Here is an 18445-nt window from a genome sequence, read left to right as displayed (position 1 = left end):
CGAGACGATGATCAAGAAACAGGACAGACGCCTCAGGGTCGGCGTGCTCGGCTGCGGCCCCATCGCGCAGTTCGCGCATCTGGAATCCTGCGTCAAGGCCGGCAATGCCGACCTCTACGCCATCTGCGACGCGGCACCCGATCTGCTTGCGCGCATGGGCGCCACTTACGAACCGCAGAAAATGTATTCCGACTATGAGGCAATGCTCGCCGATCCCGAGCTGGAAGCGGTGATCGTCGCCACGTCGGACGCCTATCATGTGCCGATGTCGATCAGGGCGCTCAACGCCGGCAAGCATGTTCTCTGTGAAAAGCCGATCGGCACCTCGGTCGAGGAGGGCGAGGCGCTGGCCGAAGCGGTCAGGCGCTCGGGCAAGATCCTGCAGGTCGGCCACATGAAGCGCTTCGATCCGGCACTGGAGGCCGCGCGCGACTTCGTTCGCGACGAGATCGGCGAAGTGCTGGCGCTGAAGGCCTGGTACTGCGATTCCACCCATCGCTACACCAACACCGATGCCGTGCAGCCGCTGCCCGTCACCAGCAGGCTAGCCAGGAAGCCAGCCGGAAATCCCAAGGCCGATCTCAGGCAATACTTCATGCTGGCCCATGGCTCGCATCTCGTCGACACGGCGCGTTTCCTGTGCGGCGATATCGTCGCCGTGCGCGCCCGCCTCAATGAGAAATTCGGCGCCTATTGCTGGTTCGTCGAAACCGAGTTCGCCAGCGGCGCGCTCGGCCATCTCGACCTGACGGTTGCCGTGCGCATGGACTGGCACGAAGGTTTTCAGCTCTATGGCGAGAACGGCTCCGTTATCGCCAGGACATTCAACCCTTGGTACTTCCGCGCCAGCGAGGTGGAGATATTTCACGAGAAGACCGCCACGGCCCACAAGCCGCTCGGCGCCGATGGCCATTTCTTCCGCCGCCAGCTGGAAGGTCTTGCCGACACAGTCCTGAACGGCACGCCGATGCGTGGCGCCAATGTCGAGGACGGCATCGCCTCGATCCGCGCCATGGTCGCCATCGCGCGTTCGGTGGTATCAGGCGAGCGAGTCGAACTCGCCTCGGTGTCGGGGGCGGTGTGATGCGTCTCGGCATTTTCGCCAAGACCTTTGCCGGCACCGATCCGGCCGCCGTGCTGGCTGCGGTGCGGCAAGCTGGCTATGAGACGACGCAGTTCAATCTGGCCTGTGCCGGCCTGCCGTCGATGCCGGATGCTGTGCCGGCGGACGCCATCGCCTCCGTCCGTGCCGCCGCGCAGTCGAACGGCGTTTCACTCGCAGCACTGTCGGGCACCTACAACATGGCGCATCCCGACAAAGCCGTGCGCGACGACGGCCTCAGGCGCCTCGCCGTTGTCATCGAGGCTGCTGCTGCCCTCGGCATCCCGCTGGTCACGCTCTGCACCGGCTCGCGCAACGCCGCCGATCAGTGGGCATATCATCCCGACAATGCCGATCCGGCCGCCTGGTCCGACATGGCCGCCGAGATGGCGAAGGCGCTGGCGCTGGCCGAAGGTGCCGGTGTCGATCTCGGCATCGAGCCTGAGCAGGCCAACATCGTCACCTCGGCCAGGGATGCGACCCGGCTGATCGCCCAGATGGGATCGAAGCATCTGAAGATCGTGCTCGATCCGGCAAACCTGTTCGAACACGCCACGCCCGGCGAGGCGCGCGCTATCGTTGCCGCCGCGATCGACGAGGCCGCCGGCCACTTCGCCATGGCGCATGCCAAGGACCGTCATGGTGACGGTCGCTTTGCCACATCAGGGCATGGCATCGTCGATTTCCCGGATTTCGGCGCGCGGCTGAAGGCAGCGGGCTTCGACGGACCGCTTGTCACCCACGGCCTGTCCGCCGACGAAGCCCCCGATGTCGCCGCCTTTCTGCGAAGGCTCCTCTGATGGGCGCCGCCCCGACGATCCTGCTTCGCGACGATGCAGCGCTTCGTGTCTTCGACACGGGGCAGGGCAGGCTTCCCGTCGTCTTCCAGCATGGCCTCGGCGGTGACGCAGCGCAGGTCGCGCAGAACTTTCCCGATGGTCCTTCATACCGTCGGCTGACCGTCGAATGCCGAGCGCAGGGCGGTTCCGGCGCCGGTAGCAAGCGCCCGTTTTCGATCGCGATGTTCGCCGATGATGTGCTGGCCGCCGCGGATGCGGCCGGCCTCGACCGTTTCGTCGCCGGCGGCATCTCGATGGGTGCGGCCATTGCCTTGCAGCTTGCCGCCCGGCACCCGGACCGGGTCGCCGGTCTCGTGCTTGTGCGCCCTGCCTGGGCTTTCGATGCGGCGCCGCAAAACATGCGCCCTTACGTGGAAGTGGCGGAGCTCATCCTCAGCCGTCCTTTATCGGAGGCGCGAGATATCTTCGCGGCGTCCGCGACGGCCGCCCGCTTTCACACCGAAGCGCCGGACAATCTTGCTTCCCTGCTCGGCTTCTTCGCGCGCGAAAACGCGCCCGTCTTCGCCGAGGTGATGCAGGCGATCGCAGAGGATGGACCTGGCGTGACGCGGGCAGCCGCCGCTGGCCTTGCGTTCCCTACGCTCGTCATCGGCAGCGGCATCGATCTCGTCCATCCGCTGGCCGCCGCCCGCAGCCTCGCCGACGCCATCCCCAATGCGACCTTTGCCGAGGTGATGCCGAAGGCCACCGACAAGGAGTGCCATTTCGCCGAAATTCGCGCCGCCATCGCGGACTTTCTCGACATGAATTTCAACAACCAGGACCAGTCATGACCTCGAAACCTCTCTCAGGCCCGGCCGCCATCGCCGCATTGCCGCGCGACCGGATGATCGCCGAATTCTCGCTCTGGTCGGCCAATCTCGCCAATTTCGAAAACGACTTGAAGCGCATCGAGCCCTATGTCGATCTTCATCATATCGATGTGGCGGACGGTCATTTCGCACCGTCCTTCCTGTTCTTCCCCGATCTCGTCGCCCGCATTGCGGGGCTGACGGCGAAACCCATCCATGTCCACCTGATGGTCGATGAAGCAATCGTCGAGGCGCAGACGCGCCAGTTCATCGAAGCCGGCGCCGACATGATCAGCGTCCATGCCGAGAATGGCGAAGCCGGATTGCGCGCCGTGCGGCTGGCGCGGGAGCTCGGCGCCGAGGCCGGCGTCGTACTCAGGCTGGAGACGCCTGTGGAAGCAGTGACGGCCTTCGTCCCGGAAGTCGCCTTCGTGACGCTTCTTGGAACCGCAATCGGCGTCAAGGGACAGAGCCTGTCGGACAAGGCCTGCGACAGGCTGGGCGCTGCCCGCGCCATCCTGAGAGAGGCCGGCTGCGAGGCGCAAGTGGTTCTGGCGGCCGATGGCGGCATCCGCCACGAGACCGTGCCGTTGCTGCGTGCCGCCGGGGCCGAAACCGTGGTTCTCGGTTCGCTCGCCTTCGGTGACAAGGACCTCGCCGGCCGCATCGGCTGGCTGCACGGCTTGAAGGTCGCGGCATGACATCAGAAGCCGCCCTTGCGATCGATCTTGGCGGGACGGAGCTTCGCGCCGCCTTGGTCGACCGCGACGGCAAGATCCTGGCATTCGCGGCGGTGCCGACGCAGGCGCAGGCCGGTCCCGATGTGGTGATCGGCCAGATCGAGGCGTTGGCGGCGACAGTCCATGCCGAGGCCCCGGCACTTTCGATCGTCGGCGTCGGCGTCGGTGCACCGGGGCCGCTCGATCCGCTGGCCGGCATCGCCGTCGGCCCGCCGACGCTCGCCGGCTGGCTGGACGTGCCGCTTGCCGACATCCTGGAACGGCGGCTCGGCCTGCCGGTGCGGCTGGAGAACGACGCCAATGCCGCGGCGCTCGGCGAATGGCGCTTCGGCGCCGGCCATGGCGCTCGCTCGCTGGTCTTCGTCACGGTTTCCACCGGCATCGGCGGCGGTGTCGTCGTCGACGGGCGCATCCTGCATGGCCGCCGTGGCCTTGCCGCCGAGATCGGTCACATGACCATCACCAATGAAGGCGAGCGCTGCGTATGCGGTGTCGTTGGCTGCTTCGAGGCCATCGCCTCGGGAACGGCACTTGGCCGCCGCGCCAGCGCCGCCACGGCAGCCGGAGACGGCTCTACCTTGCGACGCTTGTCAGCGGACGCGGAGGTGACCGGCCGCCACGTCGTCGAGGCGGCACGGCTGCAGGACGCTCTTGCCTCGGCCTTGCTGGAGGAGGAAGCGCGCTGGCTGGGCATTGGCTTCACCAATCTCCTGCATCTCTATTCGCCCGATGTGCTGGTCGTCGGCGGTGGCATCGCCAATGGGCTCGATCTGATGCTGCCGACCATCGAGGCGACCATCAGGCAACGGGCTATGCGCGCCTATCGCGACGTGCCGGTCGTTCAGGCCCAGCTCGGCCGCCATGCCGGGCTCGTCGGCGCCGCCAGCCTTGTGCTGTTCGACGAGGGGGGCACTTTGGCAGCCCGCATGCCTGTCGGCCCAAGCACGTTTCCGGACACGCCGCTGAGCAAGACCGGCACGGTCTGACGTTGCGACCTGCATGACAAAGGCCAGAGGCAGCACGCCTCCGGCCTTTTACGCATTGACCGCGCGTCATTACTCGGCGGGAACAACGTCCGCCGGCAGGCTATCGTCGGCCGTGCCCGCCAGCGCTCTGGCCAGCTTGGCCTCGTCGAGTTCGCCTTCCCAGCGAGCCACCACCAGCGTGGCGACAGCATTGCCGACGAAGTTGGTCAACGCCCGGCACTCCGACATGAAGCGGTCGACGCCGAGGATCAGCGCCATGCCGGCGACCGGCACCGCCGGAACCACCGAAAGCGTCGCCGCAAGGGTGATGAAGCCGGCCCCGGTGATGCCGGCGGCACCCTTGGAGGAAAGCATGGCCACCAGCAGCAGCAGGATCTGGTCACCCATCGACAGGTGGATGTTGGTCGCCTGTGCGATGAACAGCGCCGCCAGCGTCATGTAGATGTTGGTGCCGTCGAGGTTGAAGGAATAGCCGGTTGGGATGACCAGGCCGACGACCGAGCGCTTGGCGCCGGCCTTCTCCATCTTTTCCATCAGCGAGGGCAGGGCGGCTTCCGATGAGGAGGTGCCCAGCACCAAAAGCAGCTCTTCCTTGATATAGCGGATCAGCGACAGGATGGAGAACCCGTTGTAGCGGCAGACCGCGCCAAGCACGACGAACACGAACAGGAACGACGTCACGTAGAAGGTGCCGACCAGCATAGCGAGATTGATCACCGCGCCGATGCCGTATTTGCCGATGGTGAAGGCCATCGCGCCGAAGGCACCGATGGGGGCCGCCTTCATCAGCACGCTGACCAGCTTGAAGATCGGCGTCGTCAGCGCCTGCAGGAAATTGAGCACGGGCGTGCCCTTGTCGCCGACCAACGCCAGCGCAATGCCGAACAGCACCGAGAAGAACAGCACCTGCAGGATGTCGCCGTCGGCGAAGGCGCCGACGATGGTCGACGGGATGATGTTCATCAGGAAGCCGGTGACCGACTGGTCGTGCGCCTTGGCGGCGTAATTGCTGATGGTCGAGGCGTCGAGCGTCGCCGGGTCGATGTTGAAGCCGGCGCCCGGCTGCACGACATTGGCGACGACAAGGCCGATGATCAGAGCCAGCGTCGAAAAGGTGAGAAAATAGAGCATCGCCTTGCCGGCGACACGTCCGACCTTCTGCAGGTCGCTCATGCCGGCAATGCCCGTAGTCACGGTCAGGAAAATGACCGGGGCGATGATCATCTTGACCAGCTTGATAAAGGCGTCGCCGAGCGGCTTCATGCTCTCGCCGACCGACGGATAGAAATGGCCGAGCAGGATGCCGAGGGTGATCGCGACGAGCACCTGCACGTAGAGTTGGGCATAGAAAGGCTTGCGCTGCGCGGCAAGCGCGCCTGATTGGTCTGCGATGTGCATCGAACTCTCCCTGGCCGGATGGGGCGGAGCGCCCTGCGTGACTTCTCCCATCGCGGCGCTCCGGTCGCACGCCGCTGCCAGGGAGTTTTGCAAGCGCTGTGCCAGTTCGCGGAAAGGCCGGAACCACGGGATTTCCGCCTTTGTCTGACGTCATGCGGGCAAAGCCTGTGCGGATTTCCGCACAGGCAGTGTTTGCCTGGGCGGATTTTCGCATTACATTGGCCGAAAGGCCGCGAGCAAAGGGGAGAGGGCAGACGCCGCAAGCAGGCACCGATAGCAAATCCCAAGGATTTGCCGGCCGTGAATTGCTGCGCGAGGCGGTAGCGCGGCTGCGCGATGGCCGCTGGGTTGCCGTGGTCGTTGCTTGTGCCTTTCTGGCCGGCGCGATCGCCATTGCCGGGCGCATCGCCTCCGGCCAGGCGGCCGATAATCTGCGCGAGACGGCACTCGCCGCACTGCCGCTGGCGGCGGGAACCCTGACCGGCGAAATCGAAAAGCAGCGCCTGGTTCCACTGGTGTTGGCCCGAGACGACGCGGTGCGCGGCGCTCTGCGCCGGGCCGGAAAAATGAAAGAAAAGGCCCTCAACGACAAGCTCAAGTCGATTGCCGGCGATGCCTCGGCATCCGCCATCTACATCATCGATACGGCAGGCATCGCCATATCAGCCAGCAATGCCGACGAACCGGCGAGCTTTGTCGGCATCGACTACAATTTTCGGCACTACTTCCAGGAAGCGATGAGCAAGGGTGCTGCCAGCCAATATGGCCTCGGCACAATCAGCGGCAGACCGGGGCTGTACCTTGCCAGCCGCGTCGACGATGGCGGCAAGCCGCTTGGCGTTGCGGTGCTGAAGGTCGAACTCGACGGCGTCGAAGCCAATTGGCGTTCCAGCGGTTTCCTTGTGTTCATCACTGATGAACGCGGCGTGGTGCTGGCTACCAGCCAGCCCGACTGGCGGTTCCGTGCGCTGGCGCCACTGTCGGCCGAGGACACCGCCGCAGCCCACGAGCAGCTCCAGTTGGCCGATGCAGGCTTCGAGCCGCTGCCGATCCGGCGCGGCGCTGGTGACGGCCTGGCGACGATCGACAACGCGGGAAAACCGCGCCAGTTCGTCGAGGTGGTGCAGGATTTGCCCGGTGCTGTTCCTGGCTGGCGTCTTTGGCTGCTCACTCCCGCCGACGCTGCTCTTTCATCGGCCGCCAACACGGCGCGGCTCACCACCTTGCTCGGTCTGCTGCTGATGGGCCTGCTTGCCTACGTGCTGACCCGGCGCCGGCGAACGCGCAGGCTGAGGCAGGAGGCGCTGGCGCGGATGAATGCCGAACTGGAGAGTCGGGTCAGCACGCGAACGGCCGAGCTGACCCGCTCCAACACCGCACTTGCCGGTGAAATCGCCGAGCGCGAGAATGCTGAAGCCAAGGTGCGCCGGCTGCGCGACGACCTCGCCCAGGCCAACCGGCTTTCCATCCTCGGCCAAATCGCCGCCGGCGTGGCGCACGAGATCAACCAGCCGGTCGCCGCTATCCGCACCTATGCCGAGAATGCGGGCCGCTTTCTCGAAACCGGCAAAACCGAACCGGCCAGCGGCAATCTGACGTCGATCGTGTCGATGACCGAGCGCATCGGCGCGATCACCGGCACCTTGCGCACTTTCGCCCGTCGACCCGGGGTTGCCGCTTCGCCGCTGCCGGTGCGCGAGGCAATTGACGGCGCGCTGTCGCTGCTGTCGGGCCGCATCCGTGATTCCGGCGTGACCATCGTCAAGCCGCGCGGCAATGCCTCGCCGGTGGTCATGGCCAGCCGCATCCGGCTGGAACAGATCCTGGTCAATCTGTTGCAGAATGCGCTGGACGCTATGAAGGACCAGCCCGATCCGCGCATCGAGATCGAGCTTGCCGAGCGCGACGACAGGGTGCTGATTTCGGTGCGCGACAACGGCCCAGGTCTCGGCCCGGAAGCAGCCGGCAATCTGTTCATGCCGTTCCAGACCACCAAGGAGAAGGGGCTTGGTCTCGGGCTGGTGATCTCGCAGGAGATCGCCCAGGAATTGGGCGGCACGCTGCGGCTCGATCCCGGCAATGGCATCGGCGCATCCTTCACCATCGATTTGAGGCGAATTGAATGATTGAGGGATCAGGGCTGGTGGCGCTCGTCGACGACGATGCGGACCTGCTGCACGCCACAACGCAATTGCTCGAGCTTGCCGGCTTCGCTGTGGTCGCGCGCGACGCCGCCGAGGCAGCGCTTGCCGTTGTCGACAGGACCTTTGAAGGCGTGGTGGTCAGCGACATCCGCATGCCGGGCATGAACGGGCTGCAGCTGTTCGATCGCATCAAGGCGATCGACCCGGACATACCCGTGATCCTGGTCACCGGCCATGGCGACGTCGATCTCGCAGTGGCCGCGCTCAAGGACGGTGTCTACGATTTCATCTCGAAACCCTATGCCGGCGACCGCCTTGTCGAGGCGCTGAAACGGGCGAGTGAGAAGCGACGGCTGGTGATGGAGAACCGGCGGCTGCGCGAAGCCGCGGCCCTCGCCACTGACGGCCTGCCGCTGATCGGCGAGGCTCCTGCCATCAAGCGGCTGCGCGAGACCTTGCGCCAGATTGCCGACATGAACGTCGATGTGCTGGTCGAGGGAGAAACGGGAACCGGCAAGGAAGTGGTGGCGGACCTCCTGCACAGATGGGGGCGACGGCGCGCAAAACCCTTCGTGGCACTGAATTGCGGTGCGCTGCCGGAGACGGTCATCGAGAGCGAGTTGTTTGGCCATGAGGCGGGCGCGTTCACCGGCGCGCAGCGGCGGCGGATCGGCAGCATCGAGCATTCCAGCGGCGGCACGCTGTTTCTCGACGAGATCGAATCCATGCCGCCGGCGCTCCAGGTCAAGCTGCTGCGCGTGCTCGAAACGCGCAGCCTCACTCCACTTGGCTCGAACGACATCAGGCGCATCGATCTCAGGGTCGTCGCCGCGACCAAGGTCGATCTGGGGCGGTCGGACCAGCGCGGTGATTTTCGCGAGGATCTGTATTTTCGCCTTAACGTGGTGACGCTGCGCATCCCGCCGCTGCGCGAGCGTCGCGGCGATATCCCGATGCTGTTTGGGCATTTCCTCGGCAAGGCGGCAGAACGGTTCGGCCGGCCCGTCGCCAAGGTGAACGCTGCGGTCAGCGATCATCTCCAGTCGCATGACTGGCCAGGCAATGTCCGCGAGCTTGCCCATTTTGCCGACCGTGTTGCGCTCGGCCTCGGTCCGGAAGATGGGAGGAGGGCGGTCTCCGCGCATTCGCCGGAGCCTACGGCAGCATTGCCCGAACGGGTCGGCCAATACGAAGCACAGCTCATCCGCGACGCGCTGCGCGACCATGGTGGCGAGGTGCGCAGCGCCATCGATGCGCTCGGCGTACCGCGCAAGACCTTTTATGACAAGCTCAAGCGCTACGGCATTGCCGCATCAGAGTTTCGCAATGGCGGCGACGCCGACACGCAACCATCTCGGAAAAGCGATGAACACGACGCTTGAAACGACGGCAAATCCCTTGCCGGAAGAACTCGCCTTTCTCGGTGAACGGCTGACGGCGTTCAACGACGGCGATGTCGGCGCATCCGAAAGGAAGGCGCTTGCCGTGTTTGTGCGCGACGAGGATGGCGCGGTCGTCGCCGGCATTTCCGGTTACACCGCCTGGGGCTGGCTCTACGTGCAATGGCTCTGGGTCGATGAGCGGCTGCGCGGCCAGCACATGGCCGGCAAGATGCTGGATGCGGCCGAACAGGAAGCCATGGCACGCGGTTGCCGGAATGCCTGGATCGACACCTTCAATCCGAATGCCGCCAAGGTCTACCAGCGTCAGGGTTACGAACCCTTTGGAACGCTCGCCGATTTCCCTATCGGCCGCAGCCGCATCTTTTTACAGAAGAGGCTGGCGTTGGCCTGATCCGTCCCGGCGGAACCGGGATGGACTGTCTTCCTGCCTGACCCGCAATCCGAACGAAGGTGGTTATGGTCCGGCGGACCGCTACTCGGCCGGAACCAGGCCTGGGTCTCCCATCGGGCTTGCTCTGGTTTCCTTGCGTGCCGACGCACGGGCAAGCACGCTTTGGCGGTTTACGGATCTGCGCTCGGCATCGATGCGATGGATCAGGATTTCCGCACGCTCGATCGACCCGAGCAGGGCCAGGATCGTGCCGCGTTCGGCGGCACCGGCATTCGGTCCGAGCGCCAGCGTGCGGGCACGCAGTTCCTCGACCCCGGGCAGATTTACATGGCCGGCCGGCATCTGCGGATGGGAGATGCCATAAGTCGGCAAGATCTCGCGCAGTGAGATATCGAGCTTGTTCAGCGCGACGTCGACGATGGCTTGCGCCGGGTTGCTGAACTTCTCGCGCCTGACGCGGCGCGCCACCTGATGCATCGATTCCGTCAGGGCGGCCGTGAAGTCGGCTTCCTCGATCAGGCTGGCGATCAGATCGAGCTGTTCGTAAGGCAGATCCTCCTTCATCAGCGCGGCGGTGTAGGCGCGGATATCGCGGCTGAGGATGTCGGTCGCCAGATAGTGCTCGCCCGGATCCGACGGCGCCTTCTTGGAAGAGCGTGCGATGTCGAGGAACATGGCGCCGGCCTCCAGATGGCGGGCCGTCTCTTGCTGCACGGCAGGAATGGCCTTGGCAAAATCGCTGGCCAGTTTGCGGTCGAGGAATTTCGGCGTCGAGAAATCCTCCGCGTCGTCGGCATCCGTGTGGCCGACACGCGATAGCACCCGCTCGAACACGCCGATGAACGGGAACAGCAGCACTGTGTTGAAGACGTTGAAGAAGGTCGAGTAGAGGCCGACCGCGACCGGCACCAAGGGGAAGGTCTCCTTGCCGTCGACAATCACCGGAACGGCCGGATCGCCGCCGAAGAACTGCATGGCCCATTCCAGCACCTGGATGGAGACGAAGAACAGAGGGATGGTGATGCACACCCCGATGATGTTGAACGAGATGTGCGCATAGGCGGTCCGCTTGGCGTTCTTCGAAAGGTTGAGGGAAGCCATCCAGGATGTGATCGTGGTGCCGAGATCGGCGCCGAGCGAGAAGGCGACGGCGGTTGTCCAGTCGAGAATGCCCGCCGCGCCAAGGCCCATGACGATGCCGATCGTCGCCGAGGACGAGTGGATCATCGCGGTCACGCCGGCGGCGATGAACACGCATTTGAAAAGGTTGAGGTAGGAGTCGGCCGTCAGCGTCTGCAGCAGCGCCATGACTTCCGGCAGGTTGCGAAGCGGACGCAGGCCGCCGGTCATCAAATTGAGGCCGTAGAAGATCAGAGCGAAACCCATGCAGGCGAGCGCTATGTTCTTCACCTTTTCGCTTTTGGCGAAGCAGTAGACCAGCGAGAACACGCCGGCCAGGATCAATCCGAGCGGACCGAGCGGCAGGGCGATGAGCCCGTTGCCGAGCGTGGTGCCGATGTTGGCGCCCATGATCACGCTGATCGCCGGCCGCAGGGCGATGACACCGGCATTGACCAGCCCGACGACCATGACGCTCATCGCCGTCGACGACTGGATGACGCCCGTGATCAGCGTTCCCGCCAGCACGCCTTTGACCGGCGTACCGGCTGCCTTGGCGAGAAAGTCGCGCATCCGGTTGACCGACAGCGCCTGGATGCCGTTTGCCATGAAATCCAGACCGAGCATGAAGATGCCCAAGCCGCCGATCACCGGCACGAGGATGTCCTTGAAGATATCTATGTCCATTTCAGGCAGTCCCCAACAAGTCGCCACGACGACGCGGTATGAAGTTCAGTTGCTGCGCAAGGCAGCTTCGTTCGGGTCAGTTTGCGACCGGCAATTGCCTTGCCCAATACTGTTCGATCTGGCCAATGAGCGCTTTCGGCAGCGGCACATAGCCGAGTGCGGTGGCGTCGCCGGCACCTTGCGCGAAGGCGAGCCGGAAAAGATCATGCACGCGGCGATAGCGATGTTCCGAACGCCCCGCGACCTGGACAACGGCGAACACCGCCGTGCTGATCGGGTACGCACCATCTCCGCTGCGATTGGTGAGGGAGGCGAAGAAGTCGGTCGTTTCCCCCCAGGCGACGGAGGTGGCCGCTGCTTGCACGCCCTGCGGGTCCGGTTTGACGAACTTGCCGGATTTGTTCTGGACCGCTGCGAAGGGAAGGCCGGCGCGAAGAACCTGGCCGTATTCGGCGTAGGCAATCGCCCCCTTGCTCGCAGCCACGGCACGAAGAAGCGCTTGCGTACCTTCCGCGCCTGTCCCGAGCGGCCAGTCGATCAGAGTGTCGGCTCCAAGCTTCGTCTTCCAGTCTTCGCTTGTCGATGACAGAAACTCGGTGAAGACATAGGTTGAGCCCGAACCGTCCTGCCGGTGGATGACGCTGATGGCGAGATCGGGAAGGGCTATGTCGGGATTGAGCACCCTTATCGCAGGATCGGACCAGGACTTTATCTTGCCCAGATAGATGTCGGCGATCACCGGGCCGGAGAGGTGCAGACCTTGCTCCGGCAGGCCATCGAGATTGGCGACCACCGCGATCCCGCCCATGACGATCGGAAATTGCTGCTGGCCGTTCCTGGCGAGATCATCAGCCTGCACGGGAACATCCGTGGCGGCGAAATCCAGTTCGGGCTGCGCAAGCCGCATCAGGCCGGCAAGGGATCCGACCGGTTCATAATCGACGGTCCAGTCCAGCGTGAAGAAGTCGCCGCCGTCGGCGCGTGCAGCCTTGTATGTCGTTGCCCACTTGCCGATGATCGGCGCGGCCAGTGTCGACCCCGCACCGCGAATGGGCTCAGCCCGCGCAGCGGATCCGATCATGGCCCCGATGATTGCAAGGGCGAGCGCAGCTGCCGCCCCCGAAACCGTCGGCCGTGCACCGCGCAATAAGGCTAAACCTGCTGACAACATAAATTGAATCCCAACTATACTGCCGCCGCTATGCAGGCGCGCATCGATGGCCATACGCCTGCGAAATGAGGCGTCAGCTGAAAACAAGATCGCTGTTGTCTTGTATTAATTCTTCTTAACGGTTGGATGACAGTGGGTCCCGGCGGAAAAGCTTTTCGACTATTCCGAAGACCTTTCGACTGCAAAACCTGAGCAAAAAGCCGCATCGCCTGAAAGTCGGCCGGGCGGGAAAGGTCATCCCATCCCGTTCCGGGATGGAAGAGGCTCTAACCGGCGAGTTTTCCGCCCTGCATCGGCCGCGGTGCGCCGGTCGTGCTCGGAAAGCTGATCGGCAGGCCGCGCAGCACGCGCACCGCGAGGAACGCAAAACACTCCGCCTCGACCGCGTCGCCGCTCCAGCCGAGGCTCTCGGCCTGCACCACTTCGACGCCGGCACGGCTGGTCAGCATCGCCATCATGGTCGGGTTGTGGCGGCCGCCGCCGCTGACCACCAGTTTTTTCGGACGGCTTGGTAAGAGGTCGAGTGCCTTGCCGACGGCTCCAGCGGTAAAGGCGGTCAGCAGTGCCGCGCCATCCTCCGCATCCAGCCCGTCCGCCATGGCGGCGCCGAAGTCGAAACGGTCCAGCGATTTGGGATAGGGCTTGGTGAGATAGGGGTGCTGCAGCAGCTTGGCCAGCCGCGCCTCGTCCACCTTGCCCGCACCGCCGAGCGCGCCGTCGCGGTCCATCTCGCCGAGCCCCTTCGACTTGATGAAATCGTTCAGCGGCGCGTTGGCGGGGCCGGTGTCGAAGGCAACGACATTGTCGGCGCCATCCCACCAGGTGATGTTGGCGACGCCGCCGAGATTGAGTACGGCCACCTCGCCATTGGCGCCGGCGCCGCGCATCAACGCCGTGTGATAGACCGCGGCCAGCGGCGCGCCTTGCCCCCCGGCGCGCATGTCGGCCGAGCGGAAATCGTAAGCGACCTTGGTACCCAATATGGCATGCATCAGCTCACCATCGCCGAGTTGCCTTGTCTGGCCCAGCCGTCCAACCTGCGGCGCGCGATGCAGAACGGTCTGGCCGTGAAAACCGACGACGCCGATATCGGCCATCGTCATGCCATAGCCTTCGACCAATTCCTTGACGGCTGCTGACTGGGCACGCGTCAGGGCTTCCTCCGCGGTGCGGAAGATCGCCGGCTCCGGCCCGTCAAAGTTCCACGCCCGCGCCTCCGTCAGCGTCTCTTCCAGCAGGGAGCGGATCGACGGAGGATAGGGCATCAGCCGATAGGTGCCGAAATCCTCGATACGTTCGCCGTCGGTCTTGATCAGCGCGACGTCGATGTTGCCGTCCAGCACCGTGCCGGTCATCAGGCCGACGGCCCAGATTGGTTCCATAATCGTTTCCTTGTTGAGCATAATCTTTCCGAAACCGTTTCCCACTTTTCGGGACCACGCTCCAGTCCCATTGATGAGATCGCCGACAGCTTTGCGAAACCTGACGATTCTACCGCCAAAATGTTGGTCTAATGAATCCGGGCGGCGGGCAAGGTCCAAGCCTTGTCCCTTTCGAAGTGGCGGTCTCGGTGCTGAAGGCCGAGCGGCTTTCGTAGCTCCACAGGCGATGTTGGACCGCGCAACGTCGTTTCTGCAGCCCGTCTGGTTCAACAGCCACCGAGATGCCACCTCTTGCCTGTCAGCCCCGAAGGCGCGACCTTGTCTGATCTGGCGAACGCTTCCGCCGAAATCCGCAAGGGAGAGAAAATCATGACCTCATCCGATGTGGCCGTTATTGCAGGCGCGGGCGCTGGTCTGAGCGCCTCGCTTGCGCGCCTTCTCACCCGCGAAGGCATTCGCGTGGTTCTGGCCGCTCGCAACGTCGAGAAGCTCAGCGCTCTGATCGACGAAACCGGTGCTCTGGCCGTTGAGACGGATGTCGCCGACGCTGCGTCCGTCGCCAGGCTGTTCGACACCGCCGACAAGGCCGGCACGCTGGCGCTCGTGGTGTTCAACGCCAGCGCACGCACCCGCGGCCCGATCGCCGAGCTCGATGCGGAAGCGGTCAAACAGGCATTGCTGGTCGGCGCCTATGGCGGCTTCCTGGTCGGCCAGCAGGCGGCGCGCCGGCTGCTTGTCCGGGGATCCGGTTCGATCCTGTTCACCGGCGCCACCGCCAGTGTGAAGGGCTTTCCCGGCTCGGCCGGCTTTGCCCTGCCGAAATTCGGCCTGCGCGGCCTGGCGCAGTCCATGGCCCGCGAACTCGCCCCGCAGAACATCCACGTCGCCCATTTCATTCTCGACGGCCAGATCGCGCCGCCCGGACAGGCAGCCGATCCCGACCTACAGGACCGCCGCCTGTCGCCGGATGCCATCGCCGAGGCCTATCTCGCGGTCCATCGCCAGCATCGCAGCGCCTGGAGCTCGGAGCTTGAGTTACGGCCTTGGGTCGAGACGTTTTGACAATCCAGACGATCGCCCGGCGGGAAGCAACGCGATCCTTCCGCTTTTCCTATATATTAGGCAATGCTGATATTTTGTGGCGCTAAGCTGCTTGTCCAATACATAAAAAGGCACAGTGTAATATATACGTTTGTTTAACGCGGGTTGTGCATGTTGCAGCTTTCCCGGGTTAATTGAGAACGCGCATGTCGGTTACACGTCGTACACTGCTTGCGGCCGGGAGCGGCGGGTTGCTGATCTCGCAAGCCCGCGCAGCCAGCACTCCGGGACAGCAGGCGGAGAACGCCCCTCAACCTATCGCGAGCGGCGATGCATTGCGCATCGCAATGCCGGCCTTCGCTTCCAATCCGTTCTTTCCGTCCGACGGATCGGGGGACGATGGCATAGACATGGAGTTGGCCCACGGCATCGCCGCGGCCCTTGGCGTCGAGCCGGTATTCGACCGATCCGCCGCAACGTTCGACGATATCGTCAGACAGGTCAGTTCCGGACAGGCCGACATGGCGATTGGCAAGCTTAGCCGGACGCTTCAGCGCGGCCGGTCGATCATATATTCCCGCCCCTACGCCATGCTGCGACAAGGGCTGATCGCCAACCGCCTCAACCTGGCGCGTATCGCGCAAGGCAAACCGGCCGAACAGATCGTCCGTGATTTCTCAGGCGATCTTGGCGTGATCGAGGGCTCTTCATTCGCCACCTATGCGGCCACGACCTTCCCGCATGCGCAAATCCACCGCCTGGCAAGCTGGGATCTGATCATCGATGCGATCCGAAACGGGACGATCGACATGGCCTATCGCGATGATTTCGAGATCAAGAAGCTGATGGTCGACGATCCGTCGATGACGGTCGTCGCGCGCTCGATCACGCTGACCGACAAGGTCGATACGATCGCAGTCGGCGTGCGGCCCGACAATCCGCACCTCGCGGCCTTTGTCGATCTCTATCTCGATCTCGCGCGGGGTCAGCAGATTCTCAACACGGATGAGATCATCGCCCGCTATCGCCTGGGGAGCAAAGCCTGACATGGCCATCTCCGAGGTAGCCGGACCCCTGCCTTTCGACTGGCGCCTCGCGGCAAGGCGTATCCTGCGATCTCCGGTGACGACGATTGTGATGATTGCTGCAGGGATATTGTGCGGCCTCTACTATCCAGACTTTGCCCATGCGATCAGCCCTGTCGCACAGCTCTACCTGAATTTCCTCAAGATGGTCGTCCTGCCCTATTTGGTCTCGTCGGTCATCTTCTCCATCACGGCAATGGTCCAGGATCCCAAATCGGTCCGCTACCTCGGCAAGGTAGGTATGGCCGTGCTGGTCGTGTCGTTCCTGAGCGTGCTGGTGAGCGGCACCTTGTCGTTGATCCTGCAGCCGGGCCAGATCGAGAATCCGCAGTCGCGCATCGAGCTTGGCGAGTTCATCAATTCGCAAGGCAGCGTGTCCACCGATCTCGCCTTCCCGTTCCAGCCGCCGCCCTCCAATGGCGACCCCAATGGCGGGCACTCGATCCTGCTCGACCTGGTGCCGAACAACGTCTTCAACGCGCTGGCCTCGGGCCAGACCATCCAGGTTTTGCTGTTCTGCCTGCTTTTCGGGCTCGCGATGGGAAAGATTCCCCAGCCTTCGTCCATGAGCCTGACCCAGGCGCTCAACGCGGTCTACCGGGCCTGCACGGTGCTCACCAACTGGTTCATCTGGGGGTTGCCCTTTGCAACCTTCATCCTGATCGCGGACCAGACCGCGTCGACCGGAACCAAGCCGCTCACGCTGATGGGCGGTTACCTGCTGGTGATGGGCCTTTCCTGCCTCATATTCGTCGCCGGGGCTTTTGCCATTATCGCCATCCGGTCGCGACGAAGCTACTGGACCACGATCAAGACCTGCCAGCCCCTTCTCATGGTGGCCATCACGACACGCTCTACGGTCGCCTCGCTGCCGTGGGTCATCAACCTTTTGAGCGAGCGCCTGCGGTTCAGCCTGGTGGTGGTCGAACTGCTCGTGCCGCTGCAGGCGGCATTGCTGCGTACAGGCCCAGCGCTGCTCTACACCTCGGGTGCGCTGTTCATCGCCCAGCTTTACGGCCACCAGCTTGCAGTCTCGGACCTCGTGCTCGTCGGCATCATCTCAGCGCTTCTCGCGCTCACCACCGGCGGCATGGGCAGCCTGCTCATCCTGTCCCAGATGTCCATCGTCTGCGGCTACCTGAAGCTTCCCTTCGAGGCGGCGTTCGTCCTGTTCGTCGCGGTGGATGCAGCCGTCGACACGTTCATGACGCTGGCCAGCGTCTGCACCGTCGCGGCGAGCACGGCAATGATCGCTCCCAGCCACAGGGAGACGACGCAGCCTGACGCCGCCTCGGACCAGCTCGAAGCCGAGCCTGTCAGATGATCGACGACAGCATCCGTCCCCAGCTCGGCATTATCGGCGGTCTTGGGCCGCTTGCTTCGGCTGATTTCTACTTCAAGCTGACCCGGATGACCCAGGCGCTCAGAGACAACGAACATGTGCCTGCGGTGATCCTCAGTGTCCCGCAGCTGCCCGACAGGACCGAAGCGATCCTTGCCGGCCATGACGGGCCGCTGGCGCCTTTGAAAGCCGCGGTCGCGACGCTCAATGCGCTCGGCGTCGCCCGCATCGCGATGCCGTGCAACACCGCCCACCATTGGTACGGCCAACTGGCGGCGAATTCGCACGCGGAAATCATCCATATCGGAGACGCTGTGGTGACGGAGACGCGTCGCAGCCTGGATCAGGGCCGGGTTGCTGTTCTCGCCACTCAAGGCACGCTGGTCTCCGGCTTCTATCAGGACAGGATGTCGGCAGCGGGATTTGAGCTCTGCCTTCCCGCGAACACCGAGTTTCAGGCCTGCGTCGACAGCGCGATCAGCCTCGTCAAGGCGGGTTCGATCGCGGATGCGGCGGTTGAAACCGAGCGCGCGCTCGACATCGCGCAAGCGGCCGGCGCCGATGCAGCCCTGCTCGGCTGCACCGAACTGTCGGTGGTGGCCGCCAGCCTCAACGGTCTCAATGGATTGGTCGTCATCGACAGCAATGCGGCCTTGGCGCGAGCCTGTCTGACACGGTTGGGCTTTGGTGCCCAGGAAGCCCGCGGCCTGCCGACCGTATCACGGCTGCCGGAACATGACCGATCGATGCGCGCCAGCTTGGCCGCACTGGCCTAGCCCTATGGATAGAACCTCATAGCATTT

The 18445-nt window shown here is 64.2% G+C and carries 16 protein-coding genes; 12 read left to right on the top strand and 4 right to left on the bottom strand.

Going from position 1 to position 18445, the window contains the following annotated elements; translation table 11 throughout:
- Positions 1 to 7: 7 nt before the first annotated feature.
- Genes EJ079_RS31780 through EJ079_RS31760 form a run of 5 tightly spaced genes read left to right on the top strand, consistent with a single transcriptional unit; the run spans position 8 to position 4479 of the window.
- Entirely contained in the window at positions 8 to 1084 is a 1077-nt protein-coding gene (locus EJ079_RS31780; protein ID WP_127319216.1) for a Gfo/Idh/MocA family oxidoreductase, read from the top strand.
- Positions 1084 to 1902, top strand: a complete 819-nt coding sequence (locus EJ079_RS31775) for a sugar phosphate isomerase/epimerase (RefSeq protein ID WP_127811092.1) — start codon at positions 1084 to 1086, stop codon at positions 1900 to 1902. Before EJ079_RS31780 ends, EJ079_RS31775 begins: the two co-directional genes overlap by 1 nt.
- The gene (locus tag EJ079_RS31770) at positions 1902 to 2735 is read left to right on the top strand and encodes an alpha/beta hydrolase (protein ID WP_127811091.1); all 834 of its coding nucleotides are present in this window, start codon (positions 1902 to 1904) and stop codon (positions 2733 to 2735) included. Before EJ079_RS31775 ends, EJ079_RS31770 begins: the two co-directional genes overlap by 1 nt.
- On the top strand, positions 2732 to 3454 hold the full coding sequence (locus EJ079_RS31765; protein ID WP_127811090.1) for a ribulose-phosphate 3-epimerase: 723 nt from the start codon (positions 2732 to 2734) through the stop codon (positions 3452 to 3454). The genes EJ079_RS31770 and EJ079_RS31765 overlap by 4 nt, the downstream gene beginning before the upstream one ends.
- A complete protein-coding gene (locus tag EJ079_RS31760; protein WP_127811089.1) occupies positions 3451 to 4479 on the top strand; it encodes an ROK family protein in 1029 nt (342 codons plus the stop codon). Before EJ079_RS31765 ends, EJ079_RS31760 begins: the two co-directional genes overlap by 4 nt.
- 69 nt (positions 4480 to 4548) lie before the next feature.
- On the opposite strand, the gene EJ079_RS31755 is transcribed toward EJ079_RS31760, so the two are convergent.
- Positions 4549 to 5877 carry a dicarboxylate/amino acid:cation symporter gene (locus EJ079_RS31755; RefSeq protein WP_127811088.1) on the bottom strand — a complete coding sequence of 443 codons (1329 nt, stop codon included), beginning with the start codon at positions 5875 to 5877 and terminating at the stop codon, positions 4549 to 4551.
- A gap of 167 nt (positions 5878 to 6044) precedes the next feature.
- Between EJ079_RS31755 and EJ079_RS31750 the strand changes: the two genes are divergently transcribed.
- The 3 genes from EJ079_RS31750 to EJ079_RS31740 are packed head-to-tail and all read left to right on the top strand — an operon-like array spanning position 6045 to position 9815.
- Complete coding sequence (locus EJ079_RS31750; protein ID WP_127811427.1) at positions 6045 to 8003, top strand: sensor histidine kinase; 1959 nt, start codon at positions 6045 to 6047, stop codon at positions 8001 to 8003.
- The gene (locus EJ079_RS31745) at positions 8000 to 9403 is read left to right on the top strand and encodes a sigma-54 dependent transcriptional regulator (RefSeq protein WP_127811087.1); all 1404 of its coding nucleotides are present in this window, start codon (positions 8000 to 8002) and stop codon (positions 9401 to 9403) included. The genes EJ079_RS31750 and EJ079_RS31745 overlap by 4 nt, the downstream gene beginning before the upstream one ends.
- On the top strand, positions 9387 to 9815 hold the full coding sequence (locus EJ079_RS31740) for a GNAT family N-acetyltransferase (RefSeq protein WP_127811086.1): 429 nt from the start codon (positions 9387 to 9389) through the stop codon (positions 9813 to 9815). Before EJ079_RS31745 ends, EJ079_RS31740 begins: the two co-directional genes overlap by 17 nt.
- Before the next feature lie 81 nt (positions 9816 to 9896).
- Here the strand turns inward: EJ079_RS31740 and EJ079_RS31735 are convergent, their stop codons facing one another.
- The 3 genes from EJ079_RS31735 to EJ079_RS31725 all read right to left on the bottom strand — a co-directional run bounded on the left by EJ079_RS31735 (position 9897) and on the right by EJ079_RS31725 (position 14174).
- Entirely contained in the window at positions 9897 to 11621 is a 1725-nt protein-coding gene (locus EJ079_RS31735) for a Na/Pi symporter (RefSeq protein ID WP_127811085.1), read from the bottom strand.
- A gap of 76 nt (positions 11622 to 11697) precedes the next feature.
- The gene (gene pstS / locus EJ079_RS31730) at positions 11698 to 12846 is read right to left on the bottom strand and encodes a phosphate ABC transporter substrate-binding protein PstS (protein ID WP_245481769.1); all 1149 of its coding nucleotides are present in this window, start codon (positions 12844 to 12846) and stop codon (positions 11698 to 11700) included.
- A gap of 212 nt (positions 12847 to 13058) precedes the next feature.
- Complete coding sequence (locus EJ079_RS31725; protein WP_127811084.1) at positions 13059 to 14174, bottom strand: anhydro-N-acetylmuramic acid kinase; 1116 nt, start codon at positions 14172 to 14174, stop codon at positions 13059 to 13061.
- A 369-nt stretch (positions 14175 to 14543) separates the two neighbouring features.
- Between EJ079_RS31725 and EJ079_RS31720 the strand changes: the two genes are divergently transcribed.
- From EJ079_RS31720 to EJ079_RS31705, 4 genes are all read left to right on the top strand, one after another.
- Positions 14544 to 15236 (top strand): SDR family NAD(P)-dependent oxidoreductase, encoded by a 693-nt coding sequence (locus tag EJ079_RS31720; protein WP_127811083.1) that lies wholly within the window; start codon positions 14544 to 14546, stop codon positions 15234 to 15236.
- A gap of 185 nt (positions 15237 to 15421) precedes the next feature.
- Entirely contained in the window at positions 15422 to 16261 is an 840-nt protein-coding gene (locus tag EJ079_RS31715) for a transporter substrate-binding domain-containing protein (RefSeq protein WP_164873890.1), read from the top strand.
- Position 16262: 1 nt separating this feature from the next.
- Entirely contained in the window at positions 16263 to 17624 is a 1362-nt protein-coding gene (locus EJ079_RS31710; protein ID WP_127268227.1) for a cation:dicarboxylase symporter family transporter, read from the top strand.
- Positions 17621 to 18418 (top strand): amino acid racemase, encoded by a 798-nt coding sequence (locus EJ079_RS31705; protein WP_127811082.1) that lies wholly within the window; start codon positions 17621 to 17623, stop codon positions 18416 to 18418. Before EJ079_RS31710 ends, EJ079_RS31705 begins: the two co-directional genes overlap by 4 nt.
- Positions 18419 to 18445: the final 27 nt, after the last annotated feature.

Source organism: Mesorhizobium sp. M7A.F.Ce.TU.012.03.2.1, from assembly GCF_004006095.1.
GTDB lineage: Bacteria > Pseudomonadota > Alphaproteobacteria > Rhizobiales > Rhizobiaceae > Mesorhizobium.
This window is presented reverse-complemented; position numbering and strand designations above follow the sequence as displayed.

What these genes read in the sequence shown, in the direction of transcription:
- EJ079_RS31780 (WP_127319216.1), top strand. Translation starts at nt 8, where the DNA reads ATGATCAAGAAACAGGACAGACGCCTCAGGGTCGGCGTGCTCGGCTGC.
- EJ079_RS31775 (WP_127811092.1), top strand. Translation starts at nt 1,084, where the DNA reads ATGCGTCTCGGCATTTTCGCCAAGACCTTTGCCGGCACCGATCCGGCC.
- EJ079_RS31770 (WP_127811091.1), top strand. Translation starts at nt 1,902, where the DNA reads ATGGGCGCCGCCCCGACGATCCTGCTTCGCGACGATGCAGCGCTTCGT.
- EJ079_RS31765 (WP_127811090.1), top strand. Translation starts at nt 2,732, where the DNA reads ATGACCTCGAAACCTCTCTCAGGCCCGGCCGCCATCGCCGCATTGCCG.
- EJ079_RS31760 (WP_127811089.1), top strand. Translation starts at nt 3,451, where the DNA reads ATGACATCAGAAGCCGCCCTTGCGATCGATCTTGGCGGGACGGAGCTT.
- EJ079_RS31755 (WP_127811088.1), bottom strand. Translation starts at nt 5,877, where the DNA reads ATGCACATCGCAGACCAATCAGGCGCGCTTGCCGCGCAGCGCAAGCCT.
- EJ079_RS31745 (WP_127811087.1), top strand. Translation starts at nt 8,000, where the DNA reads ATGATTGAGGGATCAGGGCTGGTGGCGCTCGTCGACGACGATGCGGAC.
- EJ079_RS31740 (WP_127811086.1), top strand. Translation starts at nt 9,387, where the DNA reads ATGAACACGACGCTTGAAACGACGGCAAATCCCTTGCCGGAAGAACTC.
- EJ079_RS31735 (WP_127811085.1), bottom strand. Translation starts at nt 11,621, where the DNA reads ATGGACATAGATATCTTCAAGGACATCCTCGTGCCGGTGATCGGCGGC.
- pstS (WP_245481769.1), bottom strand. Translation starts at nt 12,846, where the DNA reads ATGGCCATCGATGCGCGCCTGCATAGCGGCGGCAGTATAGTTGGGATT.
- EJ079_RS31725 (WP_127811084.1), bottom strand. Translation starts at nt 14,174, where the DNA reads ATGGAACCAATCTGGGCCGTCGGCCTGATGACCGGCACGGTGCTGGAC.
- EJ079_RS31720 (WP_127811083.1), top strand. Translation starts at nt 14,544, where the DNA reads ATGACCTCATCCGATGTGGCCGTTATTGCAGGCGCGGGCGCTGGTCTG.
- EJ079_RS31715 (WP_164873890.1), top strand. Translation starts at nt 15,422, where the DNA reads ATGTCGGTTACACGTCGTACACTGCTTGCGGCCGGGAGCGGCGGGTTG.
- EJ079_RS31710 (WP_127268227.1), top strand. Translation starts at nt 16,263, where the DNA reads ATGGCCATCTCCGAGGTAGCCGGACCCCTGCCTTTCGACTGGCGCCTC.
- EJ079_RS31705 (WP_127811082.1), top strand. Translation starts at nt 17,621, where the DNA reads ATGATCGACGACAGCATCCGTCCCCAGCTCGGCATTATCGGCGGTCTT.